The sequence below is a fragment of the Pedobacter sp. B4419 genome, from assembly GCF_059693725.1.
The window spans coordinates 1199204-1220385 of sequence record NZ_JCASSL010000002.1 but is presented as its reverse complement, the minus strand read 5'-3'; the positions used below and the strand labels follow the sequence as shown (position 1 = coordinate 1220385).

Genomic DNA, 21182 nt, shown 5'->3' with positions numbered 1-21182 from the left:
ATTATTACCGAATAGCCTTAAAGATTGATGGTTCTATTTTAAGCTAGCGAACACCAAAACTTATAATCCATGATGAATTACAGGCGGCCTGCCTCTTTTTTGGCTACTTGCCGGGAAGACATTGCTGCCAGAAAGCTCCAAAGTTTTTCTAATTCCCAAGGTAAGTATCCGCGTATTGCTAAAATCAGCATAGCTTTTGCTATTCAGGAACGTTCTCCATTCGAAAAACAAGTAATTGGTGCTTTTTTTGCTTTTTCCCAAGATGGCAAACTGTCCATTTACATTGAGATAGGTAATGCCGGTATTGTTCTTGGTAAATATTTTATTGAAATTTTCTGCCGACTGGCTGGTTAAATTATGCCAGCCACGTACAATTTGCGAGCTGATTAAAAATTTATCATCAAACTTAATGGCAAGGCCAAAACGCAGGTTGTGTTGAATAATGGCCATGCTTGAGTCTTGAAGGTTAGGGATGAACTTTAATCCAAAGCCAACAGGCATTACCGTTAGCGTTAATTTGTCTGAAAGGTCAAAATTAAAATAGTTGTTAAAGATGAGCCCTGCACGGCCGTTGAGCATCAGCGCCGGAAGAAAGGAAACCGAATCTTTGGTGTCTATTTCTCCACCCAGGTAAGGGTTAATGTCGAATTGCCAAGAAAAATTTCCTTTGCTGGCTACATTAACAATACCTCCAAGATTGACAATGGGCGTTAAATTAGCCAGGAATTTGTTGTTGCCAATAAAGTTGGCTCCAGCCATGGCTCCCAGGTAAGTTTTAAAGTCTGGATCTTCCTCCTCTTCATCCTCCTCGGCTTTGGGATCAGCTTTTGTAATCGAGAACTTAATTTGGCCTGCCGGGTTTCCATTGTAAGAAATCAAAAAAGTATCTTCATCATCCGAAATGACCAATGCATCGAGCTTAAAAACAGCCTTGCCGTCATTGGCATAGGGTTCTACGGCAACGGTCTTGCTACTTTTTTCACCTTTAATAACAATAAGCGGGAGGTCGCTGGCTACTACGTTCGTAAACACTACCGTAGCTTCTTTTTCCCAATTTTGTTTTTTCTGGTCTATTTTGTTGTCTTTCTTGTCAATTGATCCAGCGGTGAGTTCGGCTTTTGTAAGTTGATATTGTGCAAAAACACCTATCGGCAACAAAGCGATAAGCAAAATCATAATCGTTTTCATGAGCATTAATTTAAGGTTATAGATAAGGTTGAAAATATTCTTTTGATGGGCAGTACATAGGTAATATAAGTAGAATTGGCTATGATGATGCCTACAATATTGTTGTGTGTATCGAAAACCGGAGCACCAGAATCACCGCCCATCGATTTTAAGCTGGTAGAGATCAGCCCGCTAAATTTTATCGGTTTTAATTTGCCCCCTATTTGGTAATAGATATTTGGACTTGCTGAATGATGCAGTACTTTGCCTTTCATCAAACCTGAAGTGCGGCCTACCGCGCTCAACGAATAGCTGTTGGAAGCATGGTTGCCTGTAATTTCCAAAGTGTCGGCAGGTTTTTCGCCTACTTGGCATAGCGTACTGGTTACCTCTTCACCATTTTCTATCAGGGCAATGGCACAGTCTAATTGTTCGCTAAACTTGCCAGCAGTTACTCTTCCAAGCATGACCCGATGTCCGTTTGGACTATCTTCAATGCTTGGAGAAACAATTTTGGTGCTTCCAATCGATCCGGTTGCGCTAAATTCAAGTTGCCCATCGTCTAATTCGGCGCCACACAATACATGATAGCAACTCAGGATATGTGCCTGGTTGTCTTTATAGACTTTTAGTCCCAGGGTACCCGATTTGTTGGTATCTCTTTCTCTCGAAATAGAACACCCCGGACGTTTAATTGGCATATTATCGCAAAGCAATGCCGGATCCGTTGCAGAAGCATAGATTTCGCTGCCACCTTCTTGCACATCTGTAGGGATCAGGTAGGTGCGGCCATCGGCAGAACGAAATTCGATATCGGGCGGTATACTGTGGAAGTGCCTGGTGCCCGCTTCTATTTTTTCTGCAGGGATAAAAACCAGGCAATTCGTATCCGTTTGATCGCCATTGGCTATTTTTTTGCCACAGCTAATGGCCGTTACCTTATAGGTGCTTATCCATTCGTCGAAATTCTTTTCTATAGCTTCGATGATGACGCGCTCGGGAACTTCCGCAGCCTGCGTTTCGGCTGCTGTAATGGCTTTGAGGTTTCTTTCTTTGATTTCTTCCTTAAGCGAGTCGCTCTGGCGCTTCATAGCCTCAACAAGTGCCTTCAGGTTTTCCTGAAATTCTTTGGCCCATTGCTCTGTTTCCGTTTTTACAATGCCATTAAATGTCTCTTGAAAAGTCATCAGCGCATTAACCATATAGGCAAACGAAGCTTTGGTAAGCGGATAGTTTTCGAAACAGAGCAATTGCCAGTTTTCGATAAAGGCGTTTCGAATGCTCTCCAGGTTATTTCCTGTCAATACAAACCTGACCCAACTGTTGGTAAAGCCATAGTACTGGTCAAACAGCAATAAGCTGCCACCTATTCCGGCCAATATATAGCCTAAATACAACAGCTTGCCCGATGGATCTAAGGCAGCAGTGAAATAAGGAACCAAGGTGCTTAAAGCCAAAAGAACAATTGCCGACAAGCGGAAAAACCTTGCCCACCATCCCTTTTTCTTGCGGTAGCTATAATACCAGGAAATGGTTTCGTCGGCCGATGCCAAAATCTGACGATATAATTCATCAAGCTTTTCGCCGGCCTTTTGTTGGTCCCAATTTTTTAAAGCTTCATAGTTAATGAGCTTATAATTTGCTTTTGGCTTAGACATGGAATAGAGATGTGGAGCATTAGAAAAGAATACTCCCTTAAGGAGTAAAACCATTGCTTGAATATAAGAAATAATAGGTTAAGATTCTTACTCTCAATGTTATATGTTTTGTTTTGTAAAAAAACAGAACATTTTGAAGGGCCTCAGGCAAGCTGAATCTATCAGCCAATAAGGCATGGTTGATCAGAAGCCGAGCAATTAATAGATTGTTTGGAGCGCTAGGATAGGAAGGCTGTTAAAGGCAGTCCGACTTTACGCTGTATCTTTTTTGCCTGATCATCAAAAAAGGATGTCGCTTCAATTCGGGCTATTTGACTTGGGTAAGTGCAAGCAACAGCAATGTAATGACCACTTATCCTTCGCCGTGCAGATCGCGATGGGCCTGGTTCCTGATCTGTGCCTTTCGTTTTTCAATTTCGGTACTTACCCGGGTTTCGTGGATGCCATCGGCTACTTCTACTTCAAACTCGCGTTCTTTGTTAGATAGGTGTACCTGGCTAAATTCTATATTTTCTATAGCCTGGTCATAAGGTCCGCGGCTGCTCATCAATTTTACAAATACGGGCAGACATTCGAAGAAAATAAACAACAAACCAATAAAGGTTACCGCGAGCGCAGTGTTGAGGTCGCGGGTACCGTCAACGTTAAAACCCAATTGCCCTAAGGCCCAGTTGCGATCGGCAAAACCTGCAATGCTGCTTAGGCTATCCAATTGCTTGGTGGTGTAGAGCTTCTCGGTCATCAGGCCATCAAACTGTTTACGGCCATCCACAAATTTTTCCATCTGGCGGATATCCGTATTTAAGGTATCGAGGTTTTGCTCTCGCTGTTTCAGCTCCGCTTCCTTACGCTTGGCATAAGGACCATAGCCCATAATGCCCGATGTTTCGGTGGTTTTGTTGCCAAAGATTTCGAAATTAAGTTTTTGACGGTCTGCCTTTATTGCAGCAGCCAATGAATCGCGTTGTGCCTTGGTTTCGTTCAGTTTGCCAATTTCGATGGTGTATTTTTTCTCGAATGCCTTGTTGAGCGTATCTATTTTAGAACGTTGCCCGTTGAGGTAGCTCACATGTAAACGTTCTTTGATTTCCTTGTCGAAGATTTTGAGTTCCAACGGCCTGGAGATTACGATACCGATCATAATGGCCAATAAAATCCGTGGCGTTGCTTGCCAAACCTGTTTGCGGCTGCTTGCGTTTTTATTGATGCTCGATACGATGTAGCGGTCCATGTTAAAAATGGCCAGCCCCCAGATAATGCCAAAAAGCATGGCAAAGAACCAGGCAAAATCTGCCCCTTTAAATACAAAATACATGGCATAGCCTCCAGATAGGGCTGCAAACAGACCTGTAAAGAAGATGGTGGCACCAATGCCTAAATATTTATTGTGTTCTGTGGGGTGTTTGTCTAAAGTATCGATATGCGCTCCAGAACAAAACCAGAAAAAACGAGAGATGCCACTATTCATGTTGATCCAACCAATTAATCGAGATTTATTATTAAACGCATTTAAAGGCAAGTTGTTACAGTTGCCGAGACAAAATAAATGTAGAAAATATTTTGTTTGGAGGCCCACCCTTAACCTTCATCCTTCTAGCCTCCGCCTCCAACCTGCTAGCTTTCAGAAAATCGAGATTGGCATGACGGAGCCGAAGACCAAGCAATCGTGTTTTTTGTATATTTGTAAAAAATATAAAAATCATGAAAGAGATTTCAGTACAAGAACTTAAGCAAAAAATTGATAATAACGAAGATTTCCAATTGATCGACGTAAGGGAAACTTTCGAGTATGAAACCTCTAACCTGGATGGCTTGAACATTCCATTGGGAGGCATTTTGATCGAAACAGATAAAATTGCGACCGATAAACCTGTAATTGTTCAGTGCCGTAGCGGAAAAAGAAGTGCCGCTGCCATTATGCAGTTAGAGCAGGCGCATGGTTTCGACAACCTTTACAACCTTAAAGGCGGCATCTTAGCTTGGCAAGAAGCTTTTGATCCAAATATGCCAGTTTATTAATGATTGAATTAGAGAATGATAAATGACAGAATGAAAATGTGATGAGGAGAGTTAAATCCGACAATCATCTTGTTTCTTCTATTCAACCATTCAAAATTCAACCTTCAAAATTTAAATATCGTGGGTAAGAAAATCGCCATTAACGTATTTTACAATATAGGGCTTATTGCTTCCGTTTTCGGAATGATATGGGCCTTCAACAATAACAGTCCGCTGATTATTGCCTTTTTCGGGGCAACATTTGCAGCCTTTCTTTATTTTAAGATCCAATTGATTAAGGATTTTAGAAAAAGCATCAAAAAATAATGAACCTTCCGGAGCGATAGCGCTTTGGAAGGTCTCTTTTGCTACCCTTTTCATTTATCTTTTCTCTAGCTGATTTTCGGGTATTAAAATCCTTGTTTTCTTGGATTAAAAAATGCTGTCTGGGCAACGTAGTTTGTTTTGGTCGAAGCCGAAAAACCAGAACAGAGTAGGCAATCATCAAAAGAGAAAGACATGAAAAATTTGTTTAAGAAGGAGCAAACAAGATCTGTAAAGGAAACAGGAAAAAATATGCCCATGGGCGTAGCACTTACTAGAGAAGAAGCTCGTGCTATTATGGGAGGCTTTGTACCCTATTATTTGAAGCCAAATACGGGCAATCCATTTGAAGGTTGTAGGATTCCTTTAAGATGTGGCCCTCTTTGATCTGAATTTGTAGATTAATTACCAGTTCTGCAAACAACGCCACCTAGGCTTATGAAGTTTCAAAAGCTTTGTAAGCCTGTTGGTTCTTCTAAAAATCGAATAAATCCTGATGCCCTCCTGTTAATCCTAATCCGGGTAAATTATTCAATATATATTTTCCGTTTTCCATTATTGGCGTATCAAAGGGATTGTTTTTGGTCAGCCAAGGGCCGTCTAAATCTGCCCAATCGCACAGAGGCGCCAGAGCAGCTCCCGCCAAGGTGGCGATGGAAGTTTCGCTCATGCAACCAATCAATATTTTCATGCCGAAGCTTCGCGCTTTTAAAATCATCTGGTGCGCTTCGTACATGCCTGCACTTTTCATCAGCTTGATGTTAATGCCATGATAGGCGCCTTTTAAAGTTTCCATATCGCCAATGCGCTGTACGGCTTCATCGGCCAGAATAGGAATCGGACTACGCTGGGTAAGCCAGGCGTTGCCATCCAAATTGTTTTTGTCCATAGGCTGCTCAATCAGCACCACGCCTTGGTCATGTAGCCAATAGATCATTTCAATCGCCTGCTTCCTGTCGCCCCATCCCTGGTTGGCATCTACGTACAAAGGCAGGTTGCTTACGCTCCGAATGGTCTGGATCAGTTCTTTGTCGTTGTCTCTTCCGAGTTTGATCTTCAATACCTTAAAATCCTTTGCATCGGCCACTTTTTCTTTGATCACTTCTGGCGTATCAATGCCAATGGTATAAGAAGTAACAGGCATTTTTGTAAGGTCGGCACCATAAATCTCATGGCAGGGCTTATTTTGCAGCTTGCCGTTGATGTCGTTTAAAGCAATATCTATAGCTGCCTTAACAGCAGGATTTCCGGTTTCGAGGCTATCTAAATATTGGTGGATGGCGGCAAAATCAAAAGGGAATTTAAATTGGCCCCAATCTACCTTAGCCAAAAAAGCCTGCGCAGTGGCGTGGCTTTCGCCCATATAGGGTACCATACTGGCCTCGCCATAGCCTATGATGCCTTCGTATTCGGCTTTTAAAAGCAATAATGGGGTGCTGGTGCGGGTAAACTTAGAAATAGAAAAGGGATGTTTTAGTTCAAGCTCAAATTCCTTGCTGCTTATCTTCATTATCAATCGTCTTATTAGTAAAAAGGTAATTTACCTGAGTATATTTGTAACGCTAATTCATAATGCCATGAAACCATCATGATTTTCAAAAACCCACAAGGGGCAGAACTATAAAATCATGATTGCTTCATCACAAATGAAAAAAAATTATTCTCCATATGAAAACTATTTCAAGATTACGGTATTTTATTTATTTCTCCATACTAATTGTTGCATCGTGTACCACCGGCAAAAGAGCATTGCAGAAGGGAAATTATGATGCTTCGGTTTCTAAATCGGTTGATCGATTAAAAAGTTCGCCAAAAAATGCCGAAGCCATGAAGGTTTTGCCAGAGGCTTACGGCTTTGCGCTGAACGATCACTTGAGAAAAATAGACGAGGCTAAATCGTCGTCAGATGTGTTCCGCTGGGAATCGGTTTTGTATCATTATCAAACCTTGAACCAATTGGCAGATGAGATTAATGGCTGTCCTGCTTGTTTAACTTTGGTGCCAAATCCACAAAGATTTATTAAAGAAGAAGGAGATTCTAGGTCTAGGGCCGCCGAAGCACGCTATGTGCTTGGTCAAAAACAACTGAACGAACGCAACAGGGCAAGTGCTAAAAATGCCTACTTCAATTTTGAAAAAGCGCAGCAGCTTGATCCAAACATTAAGGACATCAAAACAAAAATGGACGAAGCTTATTGGGCTGCGGTAGTAAAAGTAGTGGTACAACCAGTGGTGGTAAACAGTTCTTATTATCAATTGAGCAACCAGTATTTTCAGCAGCAGGTGAACGATTTTATGGCCAATTACCAAAGAAACCGGTTTGTGCTGTTTTATTCGGAGCAACAGGCCAGTAGCCAAAAGATTGTTCCAGACCAGGTACTCAGCTTAAATTTCGACGATTTTGTGGTGGGACAAACCTATGTAAAAGAGCGTGTAGAGAAATTAAAGAAAGACAGTGTGGTGATTGCCAATCCTCGTGGCAAAGCGCCAGTTTACGGTACCGTAAAGGCTACATTGAGCATCTTCGAAAAGAAAGTAAGTTCATCAGGCCTATTGGCCTTGACCATTACCGATTGGCAAACCCGCAAAGTATTAAGACAACAACGCTTAGCCGGAACTTATGTATGGCAAGACAGTTGGGCCAGCTACAAAGGCGATGAGAGGGCATTGACCAAACAGCAATTGGCCATGACCAGCAAGAGAGAGGTAATGCCTCCTTCGCCAGCCAGTCTTTTCTTAGAATTTACCAAACCAATTTATGGTCAATTGGTAGATGAAATCAATTATTTTTACAATAAGTATTAGCAACTTACCGCCTGGAACATTTTGGGGAGTAATCTGAAGAAAATTCGAAATTAAAATCATCGAATGCCCTAATGATATTGATTAACGAACTTATCGAATATATGATTTAGACAAAGACATTTGGTAAAAGAATACTAAGGAGGCCCAAGAAATTTCTTGGGCTTTTTTTATTTGTAGTATACATAGTCAAGATGGCTTTAAGATGGGTAAAATCAAGCAATGTTCAATATTTTTACATACAAAAAAGTAATGGAAATTTTAGCTAGATTTAACTTCAAAACCAAAACAAACAATTTATAGACAGGGCAGTCTCTAGCCCAATTAACGCCTAACTATGAGAAAATTCTATTTTTCCATCTTTTTTGCTATAGCTTTTTCTTTCTTTTGGCAAACTGCGCATTGCCAATTTGATAAAGCGGCCACCAACATATTGCCTTCAGCCAATGCAACGTCTCTTGCTTCGCAGGTTAATTCGCCAGTTAATTTATTTAACGGCCTGCCTCTTGTACAAGCAGACCTCGGTATGGTAAGAGCCAGGGGAGGATACAGTATTCCGATCTCTCTATCCTATAAAACTGGAGGAATTAAAGTCCAAGATGTATCTGGAGTAGTGGGGTTAGGCTGGTCTATCAGTTCCAATTGCCTAATTACACGGATAGTGAGAGGTTTGCCAGATGAAGATGCCTCAGGATATTTTGGCAGCGATATGGGAGCCAAGATCGAAGGAGTTTTAGATGTACAAACCCTAAATGGGATAAGAAATGGCAATTTAGATGCAGAACCAGATTTATTCATTTTCAATATCAATGGAAATACAGGAAAATTTGTCTTTGATAAAAACAAACATGCCGTTTTTTTAAATAGTAAAGACATCAGGGTTATCAATAGTCCATTTTTACAAGAAATGGGTTATGCCTATTGGATTCTTTCAGACATTAATGGTAATCAATATCATTTTGGTACAGACCAGACAAGTATCGAAACTACTCAGTCTACTGCCTATGGCGAGTCGCAGACTAAAACACTGAGTTTCACTTCCGCATGGTATTTGAAAAAGATCATTTTGGCCAATGAAACCGAGGTCATTAATTATAACTATGAAACCGGTGCCCAAATTAAAACCACTTATTATGGAAGAACCAAGAGGTCGACAGAAAAACTTACCATCTCTGAAAGAGAAGAAGTCAGGTTTCTTGGTATAAAATTAAGAAGCAGAAAAGTAAGTTCTGTTAGAGAGGTTGTAGATATTAGCGAATGGAGCAATAATACAGAACAATTAATCGTGGCCCCAAGGTATTTAAGCGCTGTTGTTACTTCCGATCAAAGTGCCTTTTTTGAGTACGATACTCAAAATACGAGGCAGGACCTGACTAATGGCCTAGCTTTAAAAAGAATTACTGTTAAAAGTTATACCGGCGAAGCGTTAAAAAGCTATGTATTCAACTATAATTATACTTTTTCTCAGGATAAAGATAATCCTCAAGATGTATCGACAACCAATCCGGATAAGTATAGGCTTTTTCTAACCAGTATACAACAGGCTCCGGGCAATGTGCCAAGTTCCTATAGTACACTATTTGGGTTTCAATACGAAGATGGCTATAGTATGTTGCCACCTCGATTCTCGCGAAGAATAGATCATTGGGGCTATTACAACGATCAGGAGTACGGTTATTTCCCAGATCTCGAATATGCCCAGGCCTCGAGTAAAGATCCACGAAGCTGGATAGCTAGTGCTGGTACCCTCAAAAAAATATTTTATGAACTAGGTGGGTCTAAAGAATTCCTCTACAATGGGAATTATTATTTTGATGCCAAATCAAAAAGAAACATTCCCATAGGTGGCTTGCGTATTGCAAAAATCACAACGTCTGATGGTGGCGGCGGAAATAATATTGAAGAAAATTATAGCTATGATGATACAGAAGGGCATTCAACCGGTAAGCTTAAAAACGCCATGCCCATCTACAATACATATATTTCAAATAGCCAAAAAAGTGCCCTTAATCAACAAAGGGTTTACCTTCCTGCGGATAATATCTACGGAAACCCAATCCAAATGCCAGCGGTTCCAGCATTTATAGACAATTTTGGCGGAGTAACCGGTAATGTCTATCCAAATGGCGTTTCGCCAATGCCGATTAGCAATGGTTTGGGCGGAATATTGGTTAATTCTGTAACTACGATTTATGATCTTATCTGGCCAACCACTACTACCATAGAGTTTTATGGGCCAACATTGGTAAGGAGTTTTAATACGATCAGCAGCATATTCGATGTTGATGGAAATGCGATAGGATATAGCCAGGTTGGGGTAAAACGTGAGGGTGAGGGAAAAACTGTATATGTTTTTACAGATATTGCCGACTATCCAGATCTTTCGGCTCAATTCTCTATCACTGGAGGTTTCAAAACACTTAGAAGATTGGGCCCTGACGAGTTTCCCTTTACGCCAAGTAGCTCATTTGCATTTGCCAGAGGGCAGGTAAAAGAAAAGCTGATTTATAGTGAATATGGTTCGCTGGTAAAGAAAATAAAGAATACATATGCTTTAAACAACGATGCCGAAACAGTAAAAGGGTTTAAGTGCGAAACAGCTTCTATAAATACGGTGAACGGGGGCTTTACAGGCACAAACAGTAATAATTTCTACATAGGCTACTATGATATGATCCCAAAATCTATACAGCTTGTAGAAACAAATGAAGAAACTTACGGTGTCGGAAATACGCCAATAATAAATACGATTACTTATAGCTATAATGATGTTGTTCCATCATTGTTAAAATTCCAAACTACAAAAAATAGCGACGGCGAATCTTATTTGTCAGAATTTAAATATGTTTTAGACAAAGCCCTGGTTGCCTACAGCAATCAGTCTGAAACGGATGCGGCAAATAACCTATATGCAACAGGTAATTATGCGGCCTTACTTGAAAATACTATAAAAAACGGCAATGAGATTATTGGTGCAAAAAAAATCGGCTATAAAAAATGGACGATAAATAACAAAGAACTGCTTTTGCCTGAAACGGTTTATCAAGGCAGAGGAACAGCTGTTGAACCCCAAGTAAAATATGAATCGTATGATCAAAGCGGAAATATTTTACAGTCATCGGCAAAAGGGGGTGTAAAAAATGCTGCAAAATGGGATCAAAATCGATTGTATCCTGTTCTCGAATGTACCAATGCCAGCCAAGAAGAAATCTTCTTCGACAGCTTTGAAAATACCGTAAATGCGACTAGCGGGAATGCACATTCAGGAACAAAATATATGAATGGAGATTACAATGTTAGTTTTAATGTGGCTGCCGGAAAAGCGTTTAAGATTTCTTATTGGTTCTATGAAAATTCAGAATGGCATTATTCGGGTTATTTGGATTATACCGGACCAACGATGATGCTTTCAAATGGAGATGCAATAGATGATGTTATTATCATACCGCAAGATGCTCAAGTGGTGATAAAAAGCTACCAGCCTTCGGTTGGTATTGCCAGTGTTACCGACACAAAAGGGCTAACAACCTATTATGAATATGATAACCTCCAAAGACTAAAATATGTAAAAGATGATCATCGAAATATTGTGAAGAGCAATGAGTACAATGTCCATCCTCCTTATTTTTATAACGACTTTGTGAGAGGAGAATTTACAAAGAACGATTGCGATTTTGGATATATCGGGGAAACCGTAAACTATTACGTAGGCTTCAATAAATTCTATTCTATCAACTCAAAGGCAGAAGCTACAGCCATTGCCACAAATTATTTAAACTCAACAGGACAGGCATATGCAAATAGTGTAGGTAGATGTAGGCTGCCATCTTTTGAGGTGATGTATGCCTACTCTTCGCTAAAATATGAGATATGCAATTTTATGTCGTCTCCTATTGCCGTTCAGGCTATTAGAACCTATCAGAATGATGGAAAACTGTACGAAGACGAATACCTTACCACCTTGGCTCGAACTGGTTATTATGCGCAGCAAAATTCCACTGTGCCGGTCAATTACATTTATGTAGTAGATGGAGAGATTAAATTTACAAATGCTTGTGGGCAAGACGACCCGGTTGATTTTATTTACAGCAGTACTTATCCAGCAAATTCAAATTGCGAATCTGTTGCTCCGATTACTAAATACGCTTTTGTAAATAATTCCTATCAAATAATCAATGTAGGAACTATTTTGTCATCCCCGTTATTTCTAGGAGTGCCAGACGGTTATTATATAAAGAACGGGATGATTTATACCGTGTCTGGAGGAGTGGTAACAGAAGAAAATGGTTGTGCATTTATACCTCCGCCACCCATGTCGGTAAGCATGACCAGGCAAGATGCCTCAATAGTAGGCATTTGCCAATCTGACAATTACAGCACTTATTATTATACCGGAGGTTTAATCACAGTAGGAACCATTCTTTATACCAACCCAGCTTTAACGATGAAGGCTCCTCCTGGTTACTACTATGGCGGGAGCACTATTTTTATCATAGTAAGTAATGGAGAAGTTTATGGCGGGCAAACCTGCCAAGAAGTACAGGATGGGATTTTTCTTTCGCACCCGCCATTTGGACCATCTATCGATCCCGTTGCGGCCGCTATTGATGTAAGTTACTCAACGGTGAGGTCGGATATGGGCAATACAACCAGTGTATTGCTGAGTATGGCACTTTATTGTCCAGGTGGATCCTTTAATGTGCCTGTTACATTGGGCGAGCCTGAACGTATCTATTTTACAGAGCCTACAATGACGATAAAGGCACCAGATGGCTATTATACTTTGCATGAAACAGATCCTGCGCATTCTGGATACAAATTTTATTACCTAAAAGATGGGAAATTGTTATTCAGTAATTTCTTCGACCAAATAGATCCAGCACATTGATGTTTATAAACGGCATGATTAACGTTATGAAAAATAAAAAACAATTCCTTTTTGCGATCCAGGCAACATTGGCAATTTTGATGGCTGGCCACACGGTTTTTGCGCAAAAAGACATTTACCTGGATGCTTACAGCGACCAAACCGAAATCAGGGCAAGCAATAGTGTTACTTTGGGTAACGGGTTTCATATTCAGTCTCCAATCGGGCCTGTGCGCATATATACTAGTCCTAGTTTTTTAAACTGTATGCTACTAAATGCAACGCCGAGCCAAAGCCAAAACTATATACTAAGTAGGGTTTTTAAACTGCCAGGAGTTAATGAAACGAATATTGCAATCAATCGCAATGTTTGCGAAGAGAGTGTAAGCGTCCAGTATATTGATGGGTTAGGCAGGCCATTACAAACGGTTATTGTGCAGGGAAGTCCAAGTTTTGCCGATATTGTCAAGCCTATGGAATATGATGCCCTAGGAAAGGCTGATAAGCAATACTTACCCTATACATTGGCAGGAAACAATGGAGCATACCGTTTGGATGCACTACATCCTGGTGCCGGGCAAAATGCCTTTTACAATGCTCCGCCTCCAAATGTTGCAACCAATAGCGTGCCTTATTCGAAAACCATGTTTACAGACGATCCAAGGAGCAAGATTTTAACGCAAATTCCTGCGGGTTCTGATTATTTTCATGCAATTAAAACAGAATATGGCAGCAATAATAATATAGCCGACAGCAATGATCCCAACTATAAAAGAGTAAAAAGATATGTAGCGAACAGTACGATCAACCAACTTACAACTTTAACAGATAATGGATGGTATGGGGATAGCGAGCTCTATTTGACCATTAAAAAAGATGAGAATTGGCAATATACAGATGGACGGGCAGGAACGAACGAAAGCTACGTTGATAAAGCCGGAAGAATAATCTTAAATCGGATTTGGAAAGATAACACTACACCTTTGTCAACTTATTATGTATATGATAAATTTGGGAATCTATCTTTCGTTTTACCTCCAAAGGCCGAGCCAGATCAGTCTAATACCATTACGCAAGATGTAATCAATACCCTGTGCATCCAATATAGATATGACCAATATGATAGGCTCGTTGAAAAAAAATTGCCGGGTGTTGGCCCTGTATATTTTGTTTACAATAAACTAGGTCAGTTGGTAATGAGCCAAGATGCCAATCAACGGATAAAGACACCACAAGAATGGACTTTTTCTAAGTATGATGCCCAAGGGCGAACAATTATTAAAGGAATCTATCAACATATAGGTAGCACATCGAACGGCGATGTAAATGGCGCTGATAATACCAACAGGATTACACTGCAAGCAAATTTTGCCAACCAAACTGGCATGTGGGAAAGTAGAGAGCTTAGCGGAATAGGCTATACCAACGTGGCTTTGCCGACAAATAATATCGCTTATCTGATTATCAATTATTTTGATAATTACAACATTCCAAACTTGCCGGCTTTATATGACGATAGAAACAACCACAGCAAAAAAACAGGTGGACTTCCTACAGCTCAGCAAACTGCTGTTTTGAATGACCCGAGCAAAATGCTCTGGTCTGTAAACTATTATGATAAGGAAGGCCATGTAGAAAAATCATTTTCACAGCATTTTATAGGTGGTGTAATTGACTTAAACAATTATGATGAAATAGATAATGCATACAGTTTCATTGGAGAACTTACAACAAGTACAAGAAAGCATAGAGTGGGCAATATGGTAACCACAATTGCAGATCGGTTTGAATATGATCACATGGGCCGTAAAATAGCTGATTTTCAAGATATAAATAGCCAAGGTGAAGTGGTGCTTAACAAAATAACCTATAACGAATTGGGTCAGCTCGCTGCAAATCAGCAGCACAGTACCGATGGCACAAACTTTCTAAATCAAACTACATACGGTTATACCAATAGGGGCTGGTTAGGCAAAAGCGAAAGCCCGCTTTTTAAATTAAATCTTAAATATAATGAAGGCAGCCACCCACAATATAATGGCAATATTAGCAGTATCAATTGGGGAAGCAACCTCGAAAAAACATTCAGTTATGAATATGACAAGTTAAACCGTCTTACTTCAGGATCCTCTACGGGCATGGTAGAAAACGGGATTGCCTATGATAAGATGGGAAATATAAAAACATTGAGCCGCGACGGGCAGGTAATCAGTTATAGCTATATCAACAATGGAACAGAAGGCAATCAACTTCAGTCTGTATCTGGCAATGGATTAAGCTCAGGTACTTATGTTTACGACCTTAATGGAAATACAGTTACCGATGGCTCTAAAAATAGCGTACAGCTTGGCTATAATCTCCTGAACCTTCCCCAATCAGTTAGTGGCAGCCAAAACGTTAGTTATACTTATGATGCAGCTGGAGGCATGCTCAATAAACAAAGTTCTGCTACTGGCTTAAGTGAATATGTAGATGGAGTACAATACATAAATGGCAGCCTCGAGTTTATCAAAATTAGTGGCGGAAGAGCAGTAAGACAATCAGATAATAGCTACCTTTATCAGTATGATATCACAGATCATTTAGGAAATGTGCGGTTGAGCTATGATAGAGATCCGAACAGTGGTTTAGCCAGAAGGATCCAAGAAGACGACTATTATCCTTTTGGGAAAAGAAAAAGCATAGCCCCTGTTTCTTTAAACAACAACTATCTTTATAATGGCAAAGAGCTACAAAATGAATTAGGGGAATACGATTATGGAGCCCGGTTTTACAATCCAGAAATAGGGCGATGGAATGTTCAGGATCCCAAGACAGAAAAATATGCCGGCGCCAGCCCATATAACTATGTCTTGAACAATCCTATAGCTTTAACAGATCCGGATGGAATGGACCCCTTCCCGATGATCAATCAAAATACAAGAATTCCCTATCCAGATGGCTTAACGCTACAAGCAAATATTACGCCGTCGTTTTCTTTTTCTCCGTTGCGTGGAAGCTTTACTTTCGGTTTGGGAGGCTCAATTGCATTGGTCGCAAGAACGCCGATCGGGCAAGCTGTTTATGAATGGTCTGGCAGGGTGTACAACAATGGAGGTTTAGGTACGTCTGCTTTCACAAAAGGCTGGCAATATGATCTTACAGAGTCTAAATATTTCACTCTCGGAACAAATAAGGATAAAGAAGAAGGAGCAGGCATGTCTACCTATACACTTAACTACCTGACTAGATCAGCCGTAACAAACCCTTATAGGACTTCTATTACCTATGGTGTTTTGCATACCTATAATTCGGCAACAAATGCTACTACTAAACAAGGGCTTTTTGGAATCAGGATCGGGAACTTTTCTTTGAGTACCAATAACGACGTCCACAAAAGATTTCTTTACTATGGTGGGGGAACTGATCAAGGGTGGACAGGGGGCATTGTACTATCGCTGTTAGAGAAGGGGAATTTATACGAATTTGGTTTTCAGGATTTTACAAGTAGCGCTGTTGGCGATCAAGTAATATATGATGATGCATATGATGGCCACTATGTCCAAAATGAAGAAAAAACATCGCTAAATAGAGCAGATACATTTTTTAGGATCAACGGTTATCGCTTAAGTCTTTATGGGCCGGGGTGGCTGCAGAATTTTATTCACAATACAGTTAGTCCAACTTCGAAATTCAATTATAACTTTAAGGATATTCAGTTTGGGTATGATTTTTAGAAGAGGTTTATTTTATGCTTTATTGTTGCTGTGCCTGGTGTCTTGTTCGTCACATTACTATCGAACGGGCAAAGACGGCCGTTACCTAAGACCGGAGACCCCGGATTTTCAATTGGCAAAGCCTCCATTTTCCTTGAAAGGTAATTCGGCAATTGACACGGCAGCCGTCTATGTCTTAACCGTTCCAAAAAGTCCAAACTATCCAGAGATGGATATGTTCTTGAGGTTTTTTTCTAACGGTAGAGTGATAATGAGTACATTGGCAGAAAAAGGAAAACTTAACTTTAATGATCTTGTAAATGTTCGCATTGGATACTTTAAGCTATCGAATCGAGAAATTTCCGTTGAGGTTTTTCAGGCTATGCAAGGAGCAAATTATTTGCTGTTTAAAGGGTATGTAGAAAATAACAGAGTGATCATCAACTCTCAAAAACTAAGGAGTGCCAAAGACTTTACTTTTTTTGATGAACCAAATAGCTACTTAAAAACAAAAATCGATACCTTAAAAGGCAGGCCCGATTGGTGAGCTAACTCTTTTGACTTAACCCTGATTGCCTGCACCTGAAATATTGCTAGTTTTGCAACAATGAATGGCTTATACCAACCCTTTAAGAATTTCGATTTTAGAAACGACAAATGCTTTTTAAGTGGCGATACTTTTACGACGCCCCTAACGAGTTTAAATGTATTGCCTGATTGGCTATTGTCTATGGCCAATTTGAGTGGCAACGAGCAAATCAAATTGCTGGATGAAAGCATCCGTACCTACAAAAGCCTGATGGTGCCTTGCAACGTAACCGTATTCGACCAGTTTGTATCACCATTGGAAGACCGTGTGGCACTGGCTTTTGGCAAGGGTTACGTAGGCGTAGCTGCTTTACCCGAAATCGATTTGTTCAATTGGATTGGCAAACTGATGTACAGCATTCTGTATATCGAAATGCAGGGCGCTATTCGCTTGCAACAACTAAGTGGCGACGGCATGAACATGTCGCAGGGACTAATGCACAAATTTGGCAACCTGCATGTCATGCTGCAAAGCATTTACCGCGAAGTGGTTTTCGAAGATTTTTCACCATGGTCTATTTTGGTGGTGCCTTTGGAAGAAAAAGAAACTGCTTTTAGCTTCAGGGATGAGATCAATACGCTTACTTTCTCCCTCAAATTTAAAGACTTTGGAATCATTGCCTGTTTGCAGGACAATGGAACCAACAAAAGATATCATCAAGAGTTGTTGGATTCGATACAAGGCCAAACACTTTCCGAAAAACAGTTTGAAGAAGTGGCCGCTCGTTTTTTTTATTCAGCCTATCTGTTTAACCGCCTGCCAGAGTACACCATTATGCCGGTAGAAAACGTGGTCTACATTGATGCCATGCCTTTAAAAGGCACCATGAACAAGGCACTTTTTGATGTATGGGCTCATAAAACCTACGGCCAGGTACTCGAAAATTTTTGGAAGCCCTGGGGGCATACCCTTTTCGAGATCATCAAAGATCCGACAGCACCAATGAGCTACTTTGAGGAGCCCTTTTTACCTGCCACCAGTTAAGGCTTGTATCCCAAGCTTAATTGCTTCAAGAAAATGAGGGATAATTCCCGGAACCAATACCACCGTAAAAATCAGTCCGGTTAAGGCGCCAAAAAAGTGTGCATCGTGCCCGATATTATCTAAGTTGCGTTTAGACATGTACCAAGAATAAACAAGGTACAACACGCCAAACACAACAGCAGGCATTGGAATGAACATTATAGCCAACATAGATGTTGGATCGAACAGAATATAGCTAAACAGTACCGCGCTAATGGCTCCTGATGCCCCTAGGCTATTGTAGCCAAAATTATCTTTATGCTTAATTACGGTTGGAATATCGCTTAAAATCAAACTGCCGATATAAATCAGTGCAAACTGCCAATGCCCAACCAACATTTCTAACCTAAAAGCGAAGAAATAAAAGGTAAACATGTTGAAGAACAGGTGCATCCAATCGGCATGGATCAATCCGCTGGTAATAAAAGTATACAGGTTTTTACCCTTGCTTACGGTATAGGGATGCATCATGAACTTGCCAAAAACCTGATGGTCGTTAAAGGCATAAATGCTGGTCACCAGTGTAAAAATGAATATGATCGATGCAACCGGCGTTGCGTTAAGGTATTCCATCATGTTACTTGAGGTTGAGTTTGGTATCTTGTTGCAAACGTGCTATCGGGTAACGCATGTGCGTTTTTTCGTAATAATCGGAATTTTTGTATACAAAATCTAATTGCTCCCTTGCGCTTTTCGCCAAATCAGGGTTTTTGGCTTTCTCGGCTTCGAGTTTTTGTTTCAATTCAGGGTTTTTCTTAAGCAATTCTGCTGCGGTATCTTCAAAAACATAAGAAGAGTAACCTTCTTTTTGGCCCAGTACCGAATCGAAAAAGTTCCAGTTAAAGAAAGAATCTATCGCCTGCGGCTCTAAGGTTTCTACAATATAACGGTTGCTGGGCTGGTTTGCGTACACTACATAATCGCCTGCATAAAACTGGATGTCTTGCGTAACCGGATTAACCTTTACGGCCGAATGCTGGTAATGGCCTTCGTAAGGGCGAGTACCAGTTTTCATATCTGCAATGTAGTACATTTCTACCTTCACTTTGGTGTCGGTGGCCAGTTGTTTCATTTGTACATTATTCAGCTTTAAAAGTGCAATTACCTTATCCCAGGCTTTCGGAATAATGTAGGCCACAGGCTTGGTTACATTGAGGCTAGATTCGAATTGATCCCAGTACTTGATCATTTTGGTATAAGGCGCATTTCTGTCATAGTATAAACGATCCATTCCACTAATTTCGCTGGGTTTGTATTTGGCAGTAAAGCCTTTGAATTCTATACTGTCATAAACCGATCGGTTAAGCTTCCAATCAAGTGGAAAATCTTTTTGCTGCGCCACAAATTCATCGGCTTTGCGCTTGTTTTCGCCAATCACCTTTGCATCGCGAACTATAATATCTACATAGGTTTGCAATAGTTTATAGGTAGATTCTACACGCTTATCAAACGATTTCAGCATGTGGGTTTCGGGCATAAAGCCGATGGTATTGTGCAGGGCGACATAACCTGTAGAATAGCGTGGCGATTCGATGTAGCCAGTAATGCCGGCATCAGGTGTTTCGTTAATAGAGTTTACATAGGGAATAAGTTCATAGCCTTTGCCTTTCATCTGTTTATACAGATCGGGCACCATGGTTTTGGTCAGGTAATTGGAAAGGATACCGTTAAGCTTGTCTTTTTGTGTTGGGATCAGCGTCATGGTGTACTGATAGTCGGCACCATTGCTGGTATGGGTATCTACAAAAATCTCAGGTTGCCAAGTATTAAAAATTTGCTGAAAAGCCTGCGAATTTTTAGAATCGGTTTTAATGAAATCGCGGTTCAGGTCGTAGTTTTTGCTGTTGCCTCTAAAGCCGTAAGCTAACGGTCCGTTTTGGTTGGCGCGCGAAGTGCCCGTACGGTTATGGCTCCCATCGATATTGTAAACAGGAATAATTGCGATCACCACATTTTCTGGCAGTTTGTTGTTTTTTAGCAAGTCTCTGGCAAACATCATGCTGGCATCAATGCCTTCGGGCTCGCCCGGATGTATGCCATTATTGATCAAGAAAATAGGTTTGTCGCTTTTTCTTAAGGCTGTTGGATCGAAAACTTTATTTTTAGAAAGAACCAGCAAATGCAAGGGCTTGCCAAAATCGGTGCTGCCATAGGTAAACAGCTTGGCCTGCTGCGGATAGCTTTTAGCCAGGGTTTCATAAAACGAAATGGCTTCGGCATAGGTTGTGGTTTCTGTTTTATGGCTTCTCTCAAATGGAGTTTCTTGCGCAAAAACACTAAAAGAGCCTAAGAAGGCGAGCATTAGGGATAACTTCTTCATAAAATGAATTAAAAATAAAGTCTCCTAAATTACTTTTTTTATTTGACTAGAAAAGTAACACTATCGTCTCCTATCCAGGCCCAAAATGCCGAAATTGTATCGTGCGCCTACCGAGAAATAGCTATAAATATCGTTCTTGCTGCTCGAGCTATAGCCGTCTAATCCCTCGCCCATGGCCATGGTGCTTTGCAAATTAAGGTTAATTACCAAACGATCGCGACCCCATTGATCGGGAATATAAAAATTGATGCCCAAATTAACCGGAACAATCATTTCGTTGCTTTTATCTTCGCCTGGGAAAATCACATCACCGTAATAACGCACGTTAGAGAGTTTGTTTTTGATGCCACCAATTCCTGCGCCAAGGTAAAGTCCGCGTATGCTGTTTAAAAAAATGTTCTGGCGATCGTAACTGGTCAGGAATTCGCCCAACTGTACTTTTAAATTAAGGCTTCCCGACAGGTAGGAGTTAATGAACTGTCTATGGTTAGGGTCGGTGGTAATGTCGCCACCGGCTAGTTCGCCCTTTTGTATTTCGAGGCCGAAACTTACATATGGGGTAGGGTAGTAATCGATTACGCCGTAACCGGCAAAAGCGTTGGTTTTTTTGTCAAGATCGGCAAAAGCCAAGGTAGTACCTGCTCCGCCACCAATGCTTAGTTTAAAGTAATTGGTTTGGGCAAAAGCGGTTACACACAATAGAAAAGTAGAGAGGAAGAGCGTAGTTCTTTTCAATATG

General features: G+C 40.6%; 14 protein-coding genes. 7 read left to right on the top strand and 7 right to left on the bottom strand.

From position 1 onward, the window contains the following. Positions 1 to 60 precede the first annotated feature (60 nt). The 3 genes from AC570H_RS16810 to AC570H_RS16800 all read right to left on the bottom strand — a co-directional run bounded on the left by AC570H_RS16810 (position 61) and on the right by AC570H_RS16800 (position 4293). Positions 61 to 1188, bottom strand: a complete 1128-nt coding sequence (locus AC570H_RS16810) for a hypothetical protein (RefSeq protein WP_497356912.1) — start codon at positions 1186 to 1188, stop codon at positions 61 to 63. Between the two features lie 5 nt (positions 1189 to 1193). Beyond that, a complete protein-coding gene (locus AC570H_RS16805) occupies positions 1194 to 2825 on the bottom strand; it encodes an SLATT domain-containing protein (RefSeq protein ID WP_497356910.1) in 1632 nt (543 codons plus the stop codon). A gap of 352 nt (positions 2826 to 3177) precedes the next feature. After that, positions 3178 to 4293, bottom strand: a complete 1116-nt coding sequence (locus AC570H_RS16800; RefSeq protein WP_497356908.1) for a DUF4407 domain-containing protein — start codon at positions 4291 to 4293, stop codon at positions 3178 to 3180. A gap of 233 nt (positions 4294 to 4526) precedes the next feature. Here AC570H_RS16800 and AC570H_RS16795 point away from each other — a divergent pair, with 233 nt between their 5' ends. Continuing rightward, positions 4527 to 4844 (top strand): rhodanese-like domain-containing protein, encoded by a 318-nt coding sequence (locus tag AC570H_RS16795; protein WP_497356906.1) that lies wholly within the window; start codon positions 4527 to 4529, stop codon positions 4842 to 4844. 120 nt (positions 4845 to 4964) lie between these two features. After that, entirely contained in the window at positions 4965 to 5150 is a 186-nt protein-coding gene (locus tag AC570H_RS16790; RefSeq protein WP_497356904.1) for a DUF6358 family protein, read from the top strand. Between the two features lie 472 nt (positions 5151 to 5622). On the opposite strand, the gene AC570H_RS16785 is transcribed toward AC570H_RS16790, so the two are convergent. Then, positions 5623 to 6657: a dipeptide epimerase gene (locus AC570H_RS16785; protein ID WP_497356902.1), complete on the bottom strand. Its 1035-nt coding sequence runs from the start codon at positions 6655 to 6657 to the stop codon at positions 5623 to 5625. 158 nt (positions 6658 to 6815) lie between these two features. On the opposite strand from AC570H_RS16785, the gene AC570H_RS16780 reads away from it, so the two are divergent. The 5 genes from AC570H_RS16780 (at position 6816) to AC570H_RS16760 (ending at position 18084) form a co-directional block, all read left to right on the top strand. Beyond that, positions 6816 to 7952, top strand: coding sequence for a hypothetical protein (locus AC570H_RS16780; protein WP_497356900.1), 1137 nt, complete (start codon positions 6816 to 6818; stop codon positions 7950 to 7952). A gap of 334 nt (positions 7953 to 8286) precedes the next feature. Then, positions 8287 to 12837, top strand: a complete 4551-nt coding sequence (locus AC570H_RS16775; protein ID WP_497356898.1) for a DUF5977 domain-containing protein — start codon at positions 8287 to 8289, stop codon at positions 12835 to 12837. A gap of 26 nt (positions 12838 to 12863) precedes the next feature. Then, a complete protein-coding gene (locus AC570H_RS16770) occupies positions 12864 to 16532 on the top strand; it encodes an RHS repeat domain-containing protein (RefSeq protein ID WP_497356896.1) in 3669 nt (1222 codons plus the stop codon). A gap of 133 nt (positions 16533 to 16665) precedes the next feature. Further along, entirely contained in the window at positions 16666 to 17058 is a 393-nt protein-coding gene (locus AC570H_RS16765) for a hypothetical protein (protein WP_497356894.1), read from the top strand. 60 nt (positions 17059 to 17118) lie between these two features. Next, positions 17119 to 18084, top strand: coding sequence for a hypothetical protein (locus AC570H_RS16760; protein ID WP_497356892.1), 966 nt, complete (start codon positions 17119 to 17121; stop codon positions 18082 to 18084). On the opposite strand, the gene AC570H_RS16755 is transcribed toward AC570H_RS16760, so the two are convergent. The 3 genes from AC570H_RS16755 to AC570H_RS16745 are packed head-to-tail and all read right to left on the bottom strand — an operon-like array spanning position 18067 to position 21178. Continuing rightward, positions 18067 to 18696, bottom strand: coding sequence for a rhomboid family intramembrane serine protease (locus AC570H_RS16755; protein WP_497359164.1), 630 nt, complete (start codon positions 18694 to 18696; stop codon positions 18067 to 18069). The two genes, AC570H_RS16760 and AC570H_RS16755, sit on opposite strands and share 18 nt — an antisense overlap. A 4-nt stretch (positions 18697 to 18700) precedes the next feature. Then, positions 18701 to 20443 carry a M14 family metallopeptidase gene (locus AC570H_RS16750; protein WP_497356890.1) on the bottom strand — a complete coding sequence of 581 codons (1743 nt, stop codon included), beginning with the start codon at positions 20441 to 20443 and terminating at the stop codon, positions 18701 to 18703. A gap of 60 nt (positions 20444 to 20503) precedes the next feature. After that, positions 20504 to 21178 carry a putative outer membrane beta-barrel protein gene (locus AC570H_RS16745; RefSeq protein ID WP_497356888.1) on the bottom strand — a complete coding sequence of 225 codons (675 nt, stop codon included), beginning with the start codon at positions 21176 to 21178 and terminating at the stop codon, positions 20504 to 20506. Positions 21179 to 21182: the final 4 nt, after the last annotated feature.

What these genes read in the sequence shown, in the direction of transcription:
- AC570H_RS16810 (WP_497356912.1), bottom strand. Translation starts at nt 1,188, where the DNA reads ATGAAAACGATTATGATTTTGCTTATCGCTTTGTTGCCGATAGGTGTT.
- AC570H_RS16805 (WP_497356910.1), bottom strand. Translation starts at nt 2,825, where the DNA reads ATGTCTAAGCCAAAAGCAAATTATAAGCTCATTAACTATGAAGCTTTA.
- AC570H_RS16795 (WP_497356906.1), top strand. Translation starts at nt 4,527, where the DNA reads ATGAAAGAGATTTCAGTACAAGAACTTAAGCAAAAAATTGATAATAAC.
- AC570H_RS16760 (WP_497356892.1), top strand. Translation starts at nt 17,119, where the DNA reads ATGAATGGCTTATACCAACCCTTTAAGAATTTCGATTTTAGAAACGAC.
- AC570H_RS16770 (WP_497356896.1), top strand. Translation starts at nt 12,864, where the DNA reads ATGAAAAATAAAAAACAATTCCTTTTTGCGATCCAGGCAACATTGGCA.
- AC570H_RS16750 (WP_497356890.1), bottom strand. Translation starts at nt 20,443, where the DNA reads ATGAAGAAGTTATCCCTAATGCTCGCCTTCTTAGGCTCTTTTAGTGTT.
- AC570H_RS16780 (WP_497356900.1), top strand. Translation starts at nt 6,816, where the DNA reads ATGAAAACTATTTCAAGATTACGGTATTTTATTTATTTCTCCATACTA.
- AC570H_RS16775 (WP_497356898.1), top strand. Translation starts at nt 8,287, where the DNA reads ATGAGAAAATTCTATTTTTCCATCTTTTTTGCTATAGCTTTTTCTTTC.
- AC570H_RS16785 (WP_497356902.1), bottom strand. Translation starts at nt 6,657, where the DNA reads ATGAAGATAAGCAGCAAGGAATTTGAGCTTGAACTAAAACATCCCTTT.
- AC570H_RS16755 (WP_497359164.1), bottom strand. Translation starts at nt 18,696, where the DNA reads ATGGAATACCTTAACGCAACGCCGGTTGCATCGATCATATTCATTTTT.
- AC570H_RS16800 (WP_497356908.1), bottom strand. Translation starts at nt 4,293, where the DNA reads ATGAATAGTGGCATCTCTCGTTTTTTCTGGTTTTGTTCTGGAGCGCAT.